Source organism: Pseudomonas sp. NFPP24, assembly GCF_900112095.1.
GTDB lineage: Bacteria > Pseudomonadota > Gammaproteobacteria > Pseudomonadales > Pseudomonadaceae > Aquipseudomonas > Aquipseudomonas extremorientalis.
On the sequence record NZ_FOKD01000003.1, the window covers coordinates 394,769 to 411,874 of the forward strand.

Sequence of the window (17,106 nt, forward strand, 5' to 3'; positions counted from 1 at the left end):
ACATCCGGTGAGCAATGAAGATGGCGTCGAAATATAAGCAAGCGCCTAGGCCCCGGACACACGTCCAGGGGGGGCGATTTACATTTGGGAAGCTGCCTACGCAGCAAAGAAATACAGCCTACGGAAACAACCCTAATACCCGGTCATTTCCAGGTAACCCACCCCACCCTCGAACTGCACCGGGCCTTCCCAGTACGGGATACTCAGGTTCATCCAGGCATTCGGGTTGACTGCTTGCGTGGTGATATCCAGCTGCTTGCCGGGGATTTTCAGCGACCAGCGGGTGGGGATCTTGCGCCCTTCTATGGCCGTCGTTTCCAGCGGCATCAGTTGGATATCCGCGTTGTGCAGGGTTTGTGTATGGCCCTCTCGATCAATCCAGGTGCCGGTCAGGTAGGACGCGCCATCGGTTTGCCGTACTCGGAACAACATCAATTGCTCGCCCCGGTCCAGGTGCAGGGAAAACCAGTCCCAGCCGGTCTGGCTGGCGGTCAGCGGTTGGCTGCTCCATTCGCGGTCGAGCCAGGCCGGGCCGCTGACTTGATACACCCGGCCATCAAGGCTGACGCTGCCGCTGGCGTTGAAAAACGGTTGGCTGTAGTAGTACGAGGCCTGGCCCTGGTCGGATTTGCGGCTGTAACCGCTGTCGCCCTGCAGCACCAATGGACGGCTGGATGTCAGGTGCAGGTCGTAGGCGAATTGCGCACCGCTGGCCTTGAGTTGCATGTCCGACAAGGCGCCCATTGCACCCGGACGGGTGGCGAAATTCCAATCATCGATCCAGGCGTTGAACGGCACTGCCTGGGCTCCGGCCTGGCCGACGCCACCGCGTGCGTAACGCTCGGCGGCGTAATGGTGGGTGGCGGACGTGACGGCCGCGTGGCCGAGCCACACGGTGGAGTCATGCCAGCCTGCTTGCACCGGCCCGGCCTTGAGTGCATTGCGAAACAACGTCCATTGCACGCCAAATACATTGCCCTGCGCGTCCTTGAGATTGGCCGTGACGTACCACCATTCGATACGGAAGTCCGCATGGGAGCCATGATCCTCGGGGAAGCTGAACACCTTGCCCGGTACCACCTGGGCAAAGTCCGCCGCGTCGCTGCCCAGGCCGGCAAAGCTTTCCTGTGGCGCGGGCACTTTGTCGCAAGCGGCCAGTAACAGACACACCACCAACAGGGGCTTAATCTTCATGGGCAAACGTCCTCAACAAATCCGCAGGACGGCTGCGGTACAACTGCCACAACGGCCAGGCCGACGCCAGCAAGGTCGCCAGCATCGCCAGCCCTAGCAATTGCGCCAGCTGCCACGGGAACACCTGCAATGGCAGGCGCCAGCCAAACGCCTGCACGTTGATCACTGCATCCAGGCACCACGCCAACAGCAGGCCGAGCGGTACGGCCAGCACCAACGTGAGCACCGCCAGCAGCCAGGTCTGGCCGAGGTTGAGCAGCATCAATTGCCGACGCGTGACGCCCAATGCCCACAGCGGTGCGAGCTGGCCCAGGCGGCTCTGGCTCTGGGTCAACAGGCTGATGAACAACGCCACGCCGGCCACGCCCAAGGTCAGGCTGTTCAGGGCAGCGGTGGCGGCGAAGGTGCGCTCGAACACCTGGCTCGACCAGCCCTTGAGTTGTTGCTGATCGACGATACGGTTGTCGTCCAGGGCAAAGGCGCGCTGCACCTCACGTACCAGCGGCGCCACGTCCGACGGTGACACCCGCAGGTTGAAACGCGCCGGTGACAGCGTCGGCCAGTGCGCCAGCAGATGTTGTGAGCTGACCAGCACATGCCCCTTGGGATTGCCGTAGTCGGCGTAAATCCCCACCACCTTCGGTGACCACACACCCTGGGGCGTGGGGATGTTCACGGCATCGCCCAGTTTCACCCCGAGCCGGCGCGCCAGTTGCTCGCTGAGCATCAAGGTGTCGCCCTTCTGCAACTGGTCCCAGGGTTCGCTCGTGGCCTCCAGCAGCGGCCAATGCTGACGGTAGGTGGGATCGTCGACCACGCCAAACAGGTCCGCCGGCCAGCCCTGCACTTGCACGGCGACCTGCCAGGTGGGCAGCACGGCCTGCACTAACGGCTGTTGCGTCAGCCAGGTGCCGAGTTGTTCGGCCTGGGCAGGGCTTTGTGGGTTGAGATACAACTCGGCAGTCAGGCGCTGCTCCAGCCAGTTGTTGAAGGTATGACGAAAACCCGAGGTCATGGAGCCTGCGCCGATGTTCGCGGCCAGGGCCAAGAGCAGCGCCATCAGGGCCAGGCTCAAGGCCGGCAACTGCTGGCGGCAGTCGGCGAGAAACCACTGGCCGAGCACCGAACGGCTACGCCCCAACACGGCCTTGAGCAGGCCGTTGAGCAGCACCGGCAACCCCAGGGCGGCGCCAAGCAGCAATGCCGCCATCAGTACAAAGCCGGCAGCCAGGCTGTTACCCAGCCACAGCGCCAGCACGGCGATCAGCAACGCAGCGGCGGCCACCCACGCTTGACGACGCAACCAGCGACCGTGAGCTTCATGCCAGGCCTGGGCGTTGGCCAGCGCCAGCAAGGGCAGGCGCGCCGCCCGCCACAGGCTGCCGGCACCGGCGAGCACCGCACCGAGCAGGCTCAAGCCCAGCCCCGCGCCCCACCACCACGGGCTGAGGCTCAACTGTCCCGGTACTTCAGCGCCATACAAGCCACGCAGGCTGGCGGCCACATCGGGCAATAGCAGACTGGCCAACAGGTAGCCGCTGGCGACGCCCAGCACACCACCGAGCAGCGAGAGCACGCCCAATTCCACGCTCAAGCTCACAATCAGCAGGCGCACGCTGACCCCACACGCGCGCAACGTGCGCAGCAGCCCGCGCCGTTGCTCCAGAGCCAGGCCGATGGCGGCATGCACGATGAACAGCCCCACCACGAAGGACAGGAAGCCCAGCGCGTCGAGGTTCAGGTGAAAGCTCTCGGTGAGGCGAGCGAGGTTATTGTCCTCGCCTTGCTTGAGTTGCAACCCGGCGGGCGGCGTGGGTTGGCTGGCCGCGAACGCCTTTTCCACCAGCAGCCGCGACAGGCGCTCAGGCATCTGCAGCACGGGCTGGGCGAAACCGATGTCGGTGAGCAACAGGCCGGGCGCCATGTCTGCTTGGGCTTGCAGCGGCGGCAGGGGGTGACCGCTCAGGGTGGTTGGTTGCTGGCCTTCGCGCAGCCCCAAGGCCTGCAAGGTCTGCGGCGCGATCCAGGTACGCCCCGGCGGATCAAAAAACGCGAGCATCTGCGCCTGGCTCAAGCGCTGCCCTGCCACGGCGCCGCTGCCGGGCAACGACAACGGATCGATGCCCATCAACTGCAGGCGTACATCCTCCTGCCCCTTGAGCTGTACCCGCCCCTGTACCACCGGAGACACCGGCCAACCAGCGCGGCGCAATTGAGCGAAGACCGCCTGGGGGAAACTCGCCCCGTCCGGCGCACCGAGGCTGGCCTGGGGTTCGCCGCCGATCAATTGGCTGGCGCGGGCATAGCTGTCACGCGCCTGGCTGTTGAGGGCTTGCACGCCGATCAACAGTGCGGTCGCCAGCCAGAGGCCGGTGAGCACGCTGAAAAACTGCACGGGATGCCGTCGCCAGTGGCTGAGCAACGCGCGCAAGGTCCACTGAAATACCGCCATCTCAGGCGGCGCCTGCGGCTAGGACGCGCCCACGCTGCAACACCACCTGGCGGTCCAGTCGTGCAGCGATGCGCGGGCTGTGGGTGACCATCAACAGGCTGGTGGGGCTGTCGCGCAAGAGGTCCAGCAACAGTTGCAGCACTTCGTCGCTGGTCGCCTCGTCCAGGTTGCCGGTGGGCTCGTCGGCCAACAACAGGCCCGGGCGTGACGCCAATGCGCGCCCCACCGCCACCCGTTGCTGCTGGCCGCCGGAGAGTTGTTCCGGGTAGCGCTTGAGCAAATCCCCCAGGCCCAGGCGCTCGACCAATTGCGCCTGCCACTGCGGGTCAAAGCGCCCCGCCAGCCGCGCCTGGAACGCCAGGTTATCCTCGACCCGCAAGCTGCCGATCAGGTTGAACTGCTGGAACACCAGACCGATTTCGGTACGTCGCCAATGGGCCAGTTGCGCTTCGCTCAGTTGGTCAAGGCGCTGCTCGCCCACCTGGATGCTGCCGCCATCCACACGGTCGAGCCCGGCCACCAGGTGCAGCAAAGTGCTCTTGCCGCTGCCCGACTCGCCCATCAGCGCCAGACTGCTGCGCCGGCCCAGGTGCAGATCGACACCGGCCAACACTGCCAAAGGCCCCTGGGGGGTGGCATAGCTTTTGGTCACACCTTGCACCTGCAACATGACAACACTCGTTTGATGGGCGGCCATCGAGAATAACGGCTACCGCCCAAGGCCACGCAAATTTTTCACATGGATTTCACCGGCTGCCCACCCGCGCCTCTTTAAATTACCCACCAAGCATCACTTGTCGGCAACTTGTTAGTTGCCCTTTTTCACAACTTTTTACATGCAAGGTGTTCAGCGAAAAGACAGCCGTCGTGTGACAGCCTCTGGTCCCACTAAGGACATTCGCTAAAACGTTGCGCCTAACTAATACAACACTGCCAACAATGCCCATGGTGAATGAAGTGGTTGACCTTACCCTGACCAAACCGCGCTCGCCCCGGGACTTTTTCAAGCGTTTGCAACGACTCTGGCTGGGACTTGCGGTGGTTGGCCTGCTGCTGGTTTGCAGCCTGTTCTGGCCGGCATCGCCACGGGACCTGGGCATCGGCGACCGCCTGCTGACCTCGCAAGTGATGCCGCTGTGGCGCGACGGCGACCTGATCGTACTGGTGCGCCATGAAGAGCGCTGCGACCGCTCCACCAACCCGTGCCTGGGCCCGGTGGAAGGCCTCACAGTGCACGGCAGCCAACAGGCCGAAAAGCTCGGCAACGCCTTTAAATCCATGGGGATGGACACCAGCGATGTGCTTGCCAGCCCGGCTATCCGCACGGCGCAGACCCTGCGTTTCATGTTCGACAAAAACGAGCTGACCTCGGGCCAACAGGCCATCTGCGGCACGGCCATGGGCGAGGAATTGCTCAGTCAAAAGACCCCCGGCCGCAACCTGGTGTTCGTCACCCACAGTGGTTGCATCGCCGACTTCGAAAAAACCCAGGGCTTCCCCCATGCCGCGTTCCCCGAATACGGCAGCGCATTGTTCGTGCAGGCATTGCCCAACGGTAAATTGAAGATCCTGGGCATCGTCAACAACCCGGATTGGCCTGCCGCGCTAAAACAGACTCACTAACTTACCCGCCGCCCTGTTCAGCAAAAAGACAGCCCTGTTCTGGCATGTTTAGTTGCGCCTTTTAAATAAGGACATCATGAATATTTTCTGCAATTGCGTGAACGCTGTGACTTTTCCAACTATTAATTCATTACTTGAAACCTACATCACTGAGCGTCAGGGAGCGACGTTTGCATGACCCGACTAAAATCCCTGACGGTATTACTGCTGGCCTTCGTTGCGTTTTACCTGCTGCCCCTGGGCCTGCACGGCCTGTGGACCCCGGACGAAACCCGCTACGCCCAGATCAGCCAGGAAATGCTCCAGAGCGGTAACTGGGTGGTGCCGCACTTCATGGGCATCCGCTACTTCGAAAAACCCGCCGGCGGCTACTGGTTGATTGCCCTGGGCCAGGCGGTGTTTGGTCAAAACCTGTTCGGCGTGCGCATCGCCTCGGCGCTGACCACCGGCTTGAGCGTGCTGCTGGCCTACCTGATCGCCCGTCGCCTGTGGAACGACCCGCGCAAGAGCTTCGCCTGTGCCCTGCTCTACCTGAGCTTCGGCCTGGTGGCCGGGCAGGCGGGGTACTCCAACCTCGATCCGCAATTCACGCTTTGGGTCAACCTGAGTCTGGTAGCCCTGTGGTTTGCGCTCGACAGCACCACACTGCGCGGCCGCCTCGGGGCCTGGGTCATCGTGGGCCTCGCCTGCGCCATGGGTTTCATGACCAAGGGTTTCCTGGCCCTGGTGTTGCCGGTGCTGATTGCCGTGCCATACATGCTCTGGCAACGCCGCCTGGGAGAGCTACTGCGTTATGGCCCGCTGGCGATGGCGGTCGCGGTATTGGTGGGCCTGCCGTGGGTGCTGGCCATCCATCTTCAGGAACCCGACTTCTGGCGCTTCTTTTTCTGGAATGAACACATTCGCCGTTTCAGCGCCGACAACGCGCAGCATGTGCGGCCCTGGTGGTTCTTCCTGCCGATTATCGCCGTGTCCAGCCTGCCGTGGGCGGGACTGCTGCCGACGACTCTGCGCAAGACCTGGCAGGAAAAGCGCCAGCCGGCGATCACGTTCCTGGCGTTGTGGCTGCTGCTGCCCCTGGGCCTGTTCAGCTTGAGCAGAGGCAAGCTGCCGACCTACATCATGCCGTGCCTGCTGCCCCTGGCCTTGCTGATGGGCCATACGCTGATCGACCTGGTCAAGCAGGGTAAAGCCCGCACGATCTGCCTCAATGGCCTGTTCAACTTCATGATCGGCATGGCGGCCATGATCGGCCTGATCTACCTGCAAATCGCCCGGCCGCTGTACAGCAACAGCCACGCCGAGATGTTCAGCTTGTCCCTGGCCTTCATTGTGCTGCTGGTGTGGATTCTCGCCAACCTGCTGCAAGTGATTCGCCCGCTGACGCTGTGGGCGATGCCTGCACTGGGCATCGGCCTGCTGGTGATCCTGTTGCCGGCGAGCATGCCGTCATGGATCGCGGACAACGAAATGCCCGACCAGTTTGTGCTTGAACACCTGGAAGAACTGCAACAGACCCACGCCCTGCTCAGCAACGAACTGGGCGGTGCCAGCGCCCTGGCCTGGCGCTTGAAACGACCGGAAGTCGCGTTGTATGACACCGAGGGCGAGCTGCGCTACGGCTTGCAGTACGCAGGCTCGGTGCAGCGCAAAGTGGAACTGGACGGGGTCCAGGCCTGGCTCAAGGACGCGCGCCAGCACGGCTCGGTGGGCGTGCTGCTGCGGGTCAACAGCACCAGTGAAATGCGTGAAGCCGGGCAACTGCCGCCAGGCGGTAAACGTTACTACAAGGGTTATCTCGAGCTGATCATCTATCCGAGCCTGCCCTGATGACGACTGTGTGGAAGAGCGAACGCGGCGCCCTGCTGCTATTGCTGGGCGTCACCGCGCTGCTGCTGCTCACCGGCCTCGGCGCACGCGACCTGTGGGGCCCGGAGACCCGCTGGGCGAACATCGCCTTGCAGATGCTGCAAAGCGGTGACTACTTCGACCCCTATCTCAAGGGCACCCCCTATTACGACAAGCCCCTGCCCTCCTACTGGCTGATCACCGCCACGGCCCACCTGATGGGTGGCCTCGGGCCGTGGTCACTGCGCTTGCCCTCGGTGATCGGCGCCTGGCTGAGCGTGTGGCTGGTCTACCTGCTCGGTGAGCAACTGATGCGCAAAGGCACCGGGCTGATCGCCGGCTGGATGCTCGCCACCACCTTCTACTTTCTGTTCTGGGCGCGGGTGGCCACGGCGGATGTGCTGACGGTGTGTGGCGTGCTGGCCGCGGTCTGGTGGTACTGGCGTGGACCAGAGGACACCCGGCTGGGTCGCTATACCGTGTTTTTCCTGTTGCTGGCCGTGACCTCGCTGTTCAAGGGCTTGATCGGCTTTGTGCTGCCAGGCCTGGTCCTGCTGCCGCACCTGCTCGGCGAGCAGCGCTACAAGCAGCATCTCAACCTGCGCCTGGTGCTCGCCCTGCTGATCGCCGCCGCGGTGTATGCCGTGCCGTTCGTGCTGTCGCATGTCTACGGTGCGCCGACCTATGGGCAAAGCGGCCTGGCCCTGGTATTCCGCGAAAACGTGGTGCGATTCTTCGACCCCTTCGACCACATGGGGCCGATCTACACCTACCTGATCTACCTGCCCGCCTACACCCTGCCGTGGCTGCCGTGCTGGCTGCTCGGCCTGTGGCTGGCGCTGCGGCACTGGCGCCAGACCCCGCCCAACGTGCGATGGCTGGTGTGGGGCCTGGGCCTGTTGTTTGTGTTCTTCACCGCCAGTGGCAGCCGGCGCAGCTACTACGTGTTGCCACTGGTGCCCTTCGCTCAGTTGCTCGGCGCCTGGTGGCTCAGCGAACGCCTGCAAGCCAGGCCCGCCAGCCGGCCGCGCTGGTACAAAGGGTTCGCCTGCGCCGCCGTGTTGATGCTGCTGGTCATTGGCGTGGCCTATCCATGGAGCAACGGCAATGGCGGCGTCACCCGCCTGGCCGAGGATGTGCGCACCGAAGCAATCAAAAGCGCGCCTTGGGATAAGTGGCAAATGGTGCTGGTGGAAGTGGACAACAAGGTGCCGATGTACCTGCAAAACAGTGGCGAGCCGTTCTACTACGTGGCCGAGACCCAGGACTTCCCGCGCCAGGGCGACAGCGCGGCGTTCATGGCCTGGCTGCAGAAAACCAGCGGCAAGGCCTTCGACCCGCAGCGCACGATCATCGTCACGCAGTATTCCAAGGATGATCCGACGCCGTTGGCGTACCTGGGCACGGATCACCAGGTCATCACCACCCAGCCGGACAATGGCGAGCGTTTGTTTCAAAAACGGCAGGACGGCAACGTGGCGTTCGTTCCCTTGCCTGAATAGAAGCGGTCTTATCCTTTTGGCAGGCTGGCGGCATGGATAAATGCCTCATCCAGGCTTTGGGCGTCGTAGGCGCCCATGAAGCCTTGCGCATCAGTGAAACGGTTGAAGCGCCTTTGGCTCAGCATGTAAAAGTCATCGCAATGCGCGACGATTTCATCGACGTTGTGTGATGAAACCAACACCGCGACACCCTCTGCCGCCGCCCCCTCCAGACAACGCCAGATGTGATAACGAAACTCTGGATCCACACCCGCCGTGGGTTCATCCAGTATCACCAGGTCCGCGTTGGCGCAGAGCAGGGACAACGTAAAAAACCAGCGCTTTTCCCCATAGCTGCAGAGTGCGGATTTTTTGTTCCAGATCTCGCAGTAACGCTCTGCGATGCCGGGGCTCCATTTTTCGATTTTGTCGAGTGCATGTTGTTGGGTGACCCTGGTGTCGGAGCAAAACAGCATGGTCATTTTGAAGATGTCGAACATGCGAAATACAGGGGGCGTGCTGATGATCTGTGACAGGTACAGCAGCTTGGAAAAGGCGCTGTTTATTTCACCACCCTCTCTTTTCTTCAGGCCGCACAGCACATCAAAAAAGGTGGTTTTGCCGGAGCCGTTTGGGCCAAGAAGGCCTGATATGGAGCTGGCAGTGACTGTCAGAGAAGCCTTATGAAACACGATATGAGTTCCATATCTGACGTCAAGAGAGTCTACGAGAAGCCTTGCCATCAATAACGACTCCAAACAGGATTAATTAATAAATAACGACACATCACTAAAAACAAAAACACAAGTGAAATGGCAACAACCCAGAAAACCAAACCGCATTCAACCACGCCGTCCAACATAATCTTATTCGCCCACCACATCGGGTTAAAAAAACCGACTATAGCTAAGGCGGGACTGACTGGACCCATACTGATGATCCCAAGAGCCAACATCGTAAGGGACAAAATTGAAAAGAGGGTGCTCGTATTTTGAAAGCCTAATGGGACAAGCGTCAGCAACAGCGCGGGTATAGAAAAAAGAAGAAAGCAAACATAAAACCGCCCTACGATCACAAGATACTCCGCGACATCAAACCCCCCTGAAAAAATTCGGGTGAGCATATAAAATACGGAGCAATACAATATTGAAACAACTGAATATGCAGAAAACTGCCCAATCAAAAAAACAACCTTCGTACGATCCGTGTAAACAAAAGACCGAAGAAAACCACTTTCCCTTCGACCAACTATGTAAAAGGCAAGCCCGAACAGTGCAACATTCGAGGATACAAAGGCGTAAAACCATGAAGTCTTCGACAGGTAATCCACAGCCTCACTACTCAGTGGCGCACGCGCGTAGGTAAGCAAATAATAGGTAACCACTGGAGATACCACTGTCCAAAATAATGCAACAGGTTCTCTGAGTTGTTCCTTTATGAATAACGCCGCTAGCAAAGCCGGCCTCGATACGAAATAAAAGTCCATGATTGACCTCACGAAAACGGGACCATCATGCCTAGTCTAGAGCTGAGCATCGACGACTCAAGCTTCTGCGAATACTGAATTTACTTTTCTGTCGATGGAGGCTCTATTATGGAGTTATGGCAGGCCCCGCCTCCCCCATTACACCTGCCGCCCCACCACATCCTCCATTACCACCGCACCCGCCTTGAATGCCTGACGCACCTGCATTACCGGAGTACGGGTTGAACCTTTCTTCACTTTCGAAACTATAAACAAGCGCTCCGAACACTTCACTGTTCATCTCAAATCTCCAGCTTTGTGCATACATTGACTTTAAGCTGCCCTTCATCAAGCAATAAAACCAAATCTAGTCCAGCGTGAGAATATCGCAACAACAATAAAAATCTTATGTGGGAAACATAACTACTAGATTTAGGAAATTTCACTCACGAACTTCGGAAGATCAACCATTGCCAAAAACATCAGGACCCTCACCAGCCGCGCTTCAAAAAATCATTCCATGTAAATTTAACACCTTAGAAATTATCCAACTAATCGAAAAATCCAACACCATCGCAGGTATATTTTGCAAAACGGAACTTATTCCTACAGACGTGAAAAAAATAACCCGACAAACGGCACTGCATAATGCTAAAGACCTGCTCTCTGCGCGACGCTAACGCCGAATTCGCTCATCCATGTAATGACGACAAAAGCAGCGTATCTACGATGCGAAGCGAGTCGCTCTTGATCTTGCTTTTGATCTGAGGCGCCCCGTCAAATCCGCCGCCGCCGCCCCAACTGCGGAATAGCCGCCTGAGGCACCTCCACCCGCTGCACCTGCGTCAACACACACCCAGCCAGTTGCGCCACCGTCGGATGACTGAACAACGCTCGCGCATCCACCTCCACCCCCGCCTTGCGCATCCGCGCCACCAGGTTCACCGCCAACAACGAATGCCCCCCCAGCTCAAAGAAATGATCGTGTCGCCCCACCCGCTCCAACTTCAGCACCTCAGCCCAGATCCCGGCCATCAAGCTCTCCACGGCTCCGACCGGCGCGGCATAGGCTCGGCTCACCACCGCCCCCAACCCCGGCTCCGGCAAGGCCTTGCGGTCGAGTTTGCCCGCTGGGTTGAGCGGTAATTCGTCGAGCTGCACAAACGCCGCCGGCACCATGTATTCCGGCAATTGCTCCAGCACATGGGCGCGCAACGCATCCGGGCTCGGCGCCTCGGCACGCACGGTGAAGTACGCCACCAGGCGTTCATCGCGAATCAACACCGCCACTTCACGCAACGCCGGATGCACCAGCAGCCGTGACTCGATCTCTCCCAGCTCCAGGCGTACGCCGCGCAGTTTGACCTGGAAGTCGTTACGCCCGAGGAACTCCAGATTGCCGTCAGGCAGGTAGCGCACCAGGTCGCCAGTGCGATACAGGCGATCACCGACCACGAACGGGCTGTCGATAAAACGCTCGGCGGTCATCTGCTGCAGCCCCAGGTAACCCCGCGCCACGCCGACCCCACCGATGTGCAACTGACCGCTCACGCCCATGGGCGCCGGCGCATCGTGCTCATCCAGCACATACAGGCGTGTGTTGTTGATCGCCCGCCCGATCGGCAACTGCAATGCCGGCACCGGCGCGCCGGGTTCCAGGGTCCAGGCGCTGCTGTCCACCGTGGCTTCGGTGGGGCCGTAGACATTATGCAGGCGCACCTTGGGCAAGCGCGCCTGCACGCCACGAGCCAGGGCTTCGGTGAGTTCGCCACCGCCGCACAGCACATCAGTGAGGCTGGTACACAGCGCGGACTCTTCCAGCTCAAGGAACTGCTGCAACATCGCCGGCACGAACTTGATCACCGTGATCTTCTGCTCGCGAATCACCTGCGCCAGATAGGCCGGTTCGCGATGGCCATCGGGCCGTGCCAACACCAGGCGCATGCCGTTGGTGAGCGGCCAGAACAGCTCCCACACGGAACCGTCGAAGCTGAACGGCGCCCGCTGCAACAGCGCGCCGCCCTCGGCATTGGGGCACAGCTGCGAGCCCCAGTGCATCAGGTTGCCGAGGCCACGGTGTTCGATCATCACGCCCTTGGGCGTACCGGTGGAGCCCGAGGTGTACATCACGTAGGCCAGGTTGGCCCCGCTCAACCCTGGCACCAGCGGGTTGCCGACAGGTGCCTGGCTCCACGCGCAGTGGTCGAAGTCGATCACCGGGATCGACACGTCACCCGGCACGTCACGGGTGGCGGCGTGTACCAGCAGCGCCACCGGTTGGCTGTCGTGGAGCATGTAGGCCAGGCGCTCGCGCGGATAACCCGGGTCCAGCGGCACATAGGCGCCACCGGCCTTGAGGATGGCCAACAGGCCCACCACCAGCTCCAATCCACGCTCGACGCACAGCGCCACGCGGGCGTCCTGTTGCACACCGCGCTCACGTAAGTGGAAGGCCAGTTGGTTGGCGCGTTCGTTGAGTTCGCGGTAGGTCAGTTGCAACTCGCCGGCCTGCACGGCGATGGCATGGGGGATATGCCGCGCATGGGCTTCGAACAGCGCCTGCACCGTGAGGGTGTCGGGGTAGTCGGTGTCGGTCGCGTTGAAGTCCACCAGCAGGGTTTTCAGCTCGCGGGCGGGCAGTACCTGAACGTCGCGCAAAGGTGTCTGTGGCGCCTGGTCCAGCGTGTCCGCCAAGTTGATCAGTGTGGTTTCGAGGTAGTCGAGCAGCCGACCGGCGCCAATTTGCTGCGGCGCCTTGGCCTTGATCCGGAAACCGTTGACCGTGTCGTCCACGGTCAGCATCAGCGGGTAGCTGAGGATGTCCTCACTGCTGAGCAAGGCAATGCCCGGCACCAGGGTCAGGTCACGCTCGGCGTCGGTGTGGCGGTAGTTGAGCAGGCTGTTGAACAATGGCGACACACCGCTGCAACGCTGGGCCAGCGCCAGGGAGGCTTGTTCATGGGCAAGCAAGGCACTGAGGCGTGCGTGGGTATGCGTGAGGGCTTCGGTCACCGTGCGCCCGGCCAGGCGCACCCGCAGCGGCAGGGTGTTGATGAACATGCCCAGGGCGCGATCGGCACCCTCGCCCGCCTGCAAACGGCCGAGCAGCACGGTGCCGAAGACCACGTCATCGCGGCCGGCGATACGGCTGAGCACCTGGGCCCAGGCCAGGTGGAACAGACTGGCGGTGCTCACTCCCATACCACGCGCCTGGGCACGCAAACGTTGATTGAGGCTGTCACTCAAGCCACGCTCGGCTTCTTCGGTGTGCGCCCGATCCGCCTGGCGCTCCTGGAGACCGAAGGCCAGGGTCGGCTCGTCGACATCGCCCAACTGCTCGCGAAAGAACGCCTCGTGCGCCGCTTGACGTGCCGGCGAACGAGCTTGCACCACCACATTGCGATACGGCACCGACGCCGGTAGTTGCGCCTGTTGGCCGAGCAAGTGAGCGCGGATTTCCTGCATCAGGAGGGTGGTCGAGGTGGCGTCATTGACCAGGTGATGGAAACGCAGCCGCGCAACCCAACGCGAGTGCTGCGGCTCTTCGGCATAGTCCAGGGCCATCAGCGGCGCCTGGCGCAAATCCAGCGGCGCGGGGTCCTCGCGCAGCGGTTCAACGCGCAATTGCGCCTGGCACCACACCACTTGCATCGGTTGCTCCAGGGCCTCCCACACCAGGCTGGTGCGCAGGATATCGTGGCGGTTGATCACTTGTTGCAGGGCCTGGGCAAACGCGTCCAACTGCTCGCGCTGCGCAAAGCTGAACAGCGCCTGCTGCTGATACGGATCGCGCTCATCGGTGATGTGGTGGTAGAGCAAACCTTCCTGCAGCGGCGCCAGCGGGTAGATGTCCTGCACGTTGGCCACGCCGCCGGGAATGCTCGCGACGATCAGATCAAAGCTGGCAGGGTCGAGTTCGGCCAGGTCGGGGGCGTCCACGTCGCTGAGCTCACTTGCCGCCGCCAGGGCCGCCAGGGTCGGCTGGCCGAACAGCACCTGCACATCGGCATGCAACCCGACCTGGCGCATGCGTTGCACCAATTGCACGGCCAGCAACGAATGCCCGCCCAGTTCGAAGAAGTGGTCGTGGCGCCCAACCTGCTGCACCTGCAACAGCTCGGCCCAGATCTGCGCCAGTACGCTTTCCACGCCGAGGTGCGGCGCCTCATACAAACGGGTGACGAACGCCTCTTGGGTCGGTGCGGGCAACGCCTTGCGATCAAGCTTGCCGTTGGCGGTCAGGGGCAACGCGTCCAACTGCATGTAGGCGGCCGGCAGCATGTAGTCGGGCAGCGATGCTTGCAGGTGGGCGCGCAAGGCTTCTATCGGCACCGCTTCACGGGGGACGAACCAGGCCAGCAACTGCCCTTCGCGGGCTTGCACCACGGCGTCCTGAATATGCGGATGCGTGGCCAGGGCCGTTTCGATTTCGCCCAACTCAATGCGCACGCCACGGATTTTCACCTGGTCGTCATTGCGCCCCAGGTACTCAAGGTTGCCGTCCGGCAGCCAGCGTACCAGGTCGCCGGTGCGGTACATACGCCCCTGGGTAAAGGGGTCGTCGAGGAATCGCTCGGCACTGAGCTCGGGACGCTTGAGGTAACCCCGCGCGATGCCCTGGCCGCCCACGTACAGCTCCCCTGCCACCCCGATGGGCAGCGGCCGTTGCTGCGCGTCCAGCACATACACCCTGGCATTGGCGACAGGCGCGCCGATATGCAATGGCCGGCCGACGGCCATGGGGCCGGAGGTGGCGACCACCGTGGCTTCGGTAGGGCCGTAGTTGTTGATCACGGCGAAGGACTGCGCCTGGGAGAAAGAACGCAGTCGGTCGCCGCCGATCAGCAGAGTGCGCAGGGTCGGGTGGTGCAGGCCCTGGCTGAAGACGTATTCGGCCACGGGCGTCGGCAGGAAGCAGACGTCCAGCGGCTGTGCCCGCCACCAACCGAGCAGCGCGTCGATGTCTTCGGCGCCATCATGGGCCGGCGGCAGGTGCAGCGTGGCGCCCACGCACAACGCCGGCCAGACCTCCCAGGCCATCGCATCAAAACCGAAACCGGCGACGCTGGCGGTGTGGCTGCCGGCATGCAGGTCGAAGGCCCGGCAGTGCCAGTCCACCAGGTTCGAGACGCTGTGGTGCTCGACCATCACGCCCTTGGGCAAACCGGTGGAGCCGGAGGTGTAGATCACGTAGGCCAGGTGAGAGGGGCTGACCGCGACGCGGGGGTTGGTGCCCAGGTGGAAGGTCGGGCGGTCGAGCTGGATCACCGGCACCGTCAACTGAGGCAAACGATGCAGCAAATCGTGTTGGGTCAGCACCACCACCGGGTCGCTGTCTTGCAGCAGGTAATTCAGGCGCTCGGCGGGATGGGCCGGGTCCACTGGCACGTAGCAGGCGCCGGACTTGAGGATCGCCAGCAAACCCACCAGCGTATCCAGACCACGCCGCGCCAGGATCACCACCCGGTCGTCAGGCTGCACGCCGCGCTCCAGCAGTTGATGGGCCAGCGCGTTGGCCTGCTGGTTGAGTTGGGCGTAGCTCAGGTGCCGCCCCTGGTACACCGCCGCCACGGCGTCCGGTGCGCGCGCGGCCTGGGCTTCGATACGCGCGTGCAGGGTGTGTGGCTGGGTGACAGGCTGGGCGGTGGCATTCCATTGCTGCAACCGCGCCTGCTCGGCGGGTGTCACCAGGGAAAAATCGCTGATCGTCAGCGCGGTGTCTTCCAGCCCCTGTTCCAGCAGCCAGGTCAGGCGCTGCGCCAGGGCCGCCACTTCATCGTGCTGGAAGTACGCCTCGTTGTAGACGCAATGCAGGCAAGCGGTGTCCTGGTAACGGTTGCTGCGCAGGTGGAGGGCCAGGGGCAGCGGCTCGTGATGGTTGGACACCTTGACCGCACGGGCCACTGTCGTGCCGTAGCGCAGTTCATGGTCGTCCTGCTCGAAGGACACCGACAGGTCGAACAACTGGCCGCGGTCGCTGCGACGCAGGCCCAACTCACGGTTCATCTCGCTGAGGGGGAAACGCTGGTGGCGGAAGTCCTGCTTGAGCTGGTCGCGCACCCCACGCACCACCGCGCTGAACGGCGACTGCTCATCAAACTGCAAGCGCACGGCGCTGACCTGGGTGAACAACCCGACGGTGGAGCGGAACCGTGCATTGGAACGGTTGAGAATCGGCACCCCCACCACCCATTCCTCGCGTTGGGCGGTGCGGGTGAAATACACATACAGGGCCGCCAGCAGTACATGAAACGCCGACGCCTGGTAACGGTTGGCCACCTGTTCCATTCGGTTGAGCAGTGCCACCGGAAACGCCTGCGCCAAGGTATTGCTCGCGGCCTTGGCCGTGTGCCGTGGGGTCAGCAGCGGCTCCGGAATCAAGCGGTATTTGTCCAGCCAATAGGCGCGGTCGCGGGCATAACGGGCTGACGCGTGGTAGTGCTGGTCTGCGTCGATAAAATCGATGTAGGAAGGCGCCGGCGAGTCCGGTTGTAGGCCTTGCGCCAGGGCCGTGTACAGCTGCGCGAGGGATTGCAGCATCTGACCGAAGCCCCAGCCATCGAGGATCAGGTGATGCGCCTGGGTGCCGAGGCGGTAGTGATCGTCGTCGAGCTTGACCAGGAAAAAGCGGAACAACGGCGCACCCTGCATCGCATAAGGCAGGGCCATTTGCGCCTGCATCAGGGCGTGGCTCGCGGCCTGCGGGTCGCAAGCCTTGGAAACGTCATGCAGCGCCAGGTCCACAGCCAGGGTGGCAGCGAAGGTCTGGCGAGGCAGGCCGTCGGCGTCGCTGTGCAGTTGCGTGCGCAACGCGTCGTGCCTGGCCACCAGGCATTCAACGGCGCGCTGCATCAGGCCGGGGTCAATGGCGCCGGCAAAGTCCACATAACCACCGATGTTGTACAGCGGCGAGTCGCCTGCGCGCAGTTGGTCGAGCCAGATGTCCTGCTGGGCGGCGGTAAGGGGGAAGCTGGGTGAATGCTTCATAAGATCCTTCTCATGGAGGTCAGGCACTGGCCGCGCAGGGGTGCCCATTACGACGA

General features: G+C 62.1%; 9 protein-coding genes. 3 read left to right on the plus strand and 6 right to left on the minus strand.

What is annotated here, in order from left to right; translation table 11 throughout:
• Positions 1-132: 132 nt before the first annotated feature.
• From BM026_RS08680 to BM026_RS08690, 3 genes are read right to left on the minus strand one after another with little or no spacing between them, the layout of a single operon-like run.
• Positions 133-1,194 carry a lipocalin-like domain-containing protein gene (locus tag BM026_RS08680; RefSeq protein WP_093528085.1) on the minus strand — a complete coding sequence of 354 codons (1,062 nt, stop codon included), beginning with the start codon at positions 1,192-1,194 and terminating at the stop codon, positions 133-135.
• On the minus strand, positions 1,184-3,646 hold the full coding sequence (locus BM026_RS08685) for an ABC transporter permease (RefSeq protein WP_093528088.1): 2,463 nt from the start codon (positions 3,644-3,646) through the stop codon (positions 1,184-1,186). Before BM026_RS08685 ends, BM026_RS08680 begins: the two co-directional genes overlap by 11 nt.
• 1 nt (position 3,647) lies before the next feature.
• Positions 3,648-4,316, minus strand: a complete 669-nt coding sequence (locus BM026_RS08690; protein WP_092244575.1) for an ABC transporter ATP-binding protein — start codon at positions 4,314-4,316, stop codon at positions 3,648-3,650.
• A gap of 275 nt (positions 4,317-4,591) precedes the next feature.
• Here BM026_RS08690 and BM026_RS08695 point away from each other — a divergent pair, with 275 nt between their 5' ends.
• The 3 genes from BM026_RS08695 to BM026_RS08705 all read left to right on the plus strand — a co-directional run bounded on the left by BM026_RS08695 (position 4,592) and on the right by BM026_RS08705 (position 8,619).
• On the plus strand, positions 4,592-5,269 hold the full coding sequence (locus tag BM026_RS08695) for a lipopolysaccharide core heptose(II)-phosphate phosphatase PmrG (RefSeq protein ID WP_071492128.1): 678 nt from the start codon (positions 4,592-4,594) through the stop codon (positions 5,267-5,269).
• A 174-nt stretch (positions 5,270-5,443) separates the two neighbouring features.
• Entirely contained in the window at positions 5,444-7,099 is a 1,656-nt protein-coding gene (gene arnT / locus BM026_RS08700; protein WP_093528091.1) for a lipid IV(A) 4-amino-4-deoxy-L-arabinosyltransferase, read from the plus strand.
• Positions 7,099-8,619, plus strand: coding sequence for an ArnT family glycosyltransferase (locus tag BM026_RS08705; RefSeq protein WP_093528094.1), 1,521 nt, complete (start codon positions 7,099-7,101; stop codon positions 8,617-8,619). The genes arnT and BM026_RS08705 overlap by 1 nt, the downstream gene beginning before the upstream one ends.
• An 8-nt stretch (positions 8,620-8,627) precedes the next feature.
• On the opposite strand, the gene BM026_RS08710 is transcribed toward BM026_RS08705, so the two are convergent.
• The 3 genes from BM026_RS08710 to BM026_RS08720 form a co-directional block, all read right to left on the minus strand.
• On the minus strand, positions 8,628-9,341 hold the full coding sequence (locus tag BM026_RS08710; RefSeq protein WP_093528097.1) for an AAA family ATPase: 714 nt from the start codon (positions 9,339-9,341) through the stop codon (positions 8,628-8,630).
• Positions 9,341-10,084 carry an ABC transporter permease gene (locus BM026_RS08715; protein ID WP_093528099.1) on the minus strand — a complete coding sequence of 248 codons (744 nt, stop codon included), beginning with the start codon at positions 10,082-10,084 and terminating at the stop codon, positions 9,341-9,343. The genes BM026_RS08710 and BM026_RS08715 overlap by 1 nt, the downstream gene beginning before the upstream one ends.
• A gap of 756 nt (positions 10,085-10,840) precedes the next feature.
• Positions 10,841-17,050, minus strand: a complete 6,210-nt coding sequence (locus BM026_RS08720) for a non-ribosomal peptide synthetase (protein WP_093528102.1) — start codon at positions 17,048-17,050, stop codon at positions 10,841-10,843.
• Positions 17,051-17,106 lie beyond the last annotated feature (56 nt).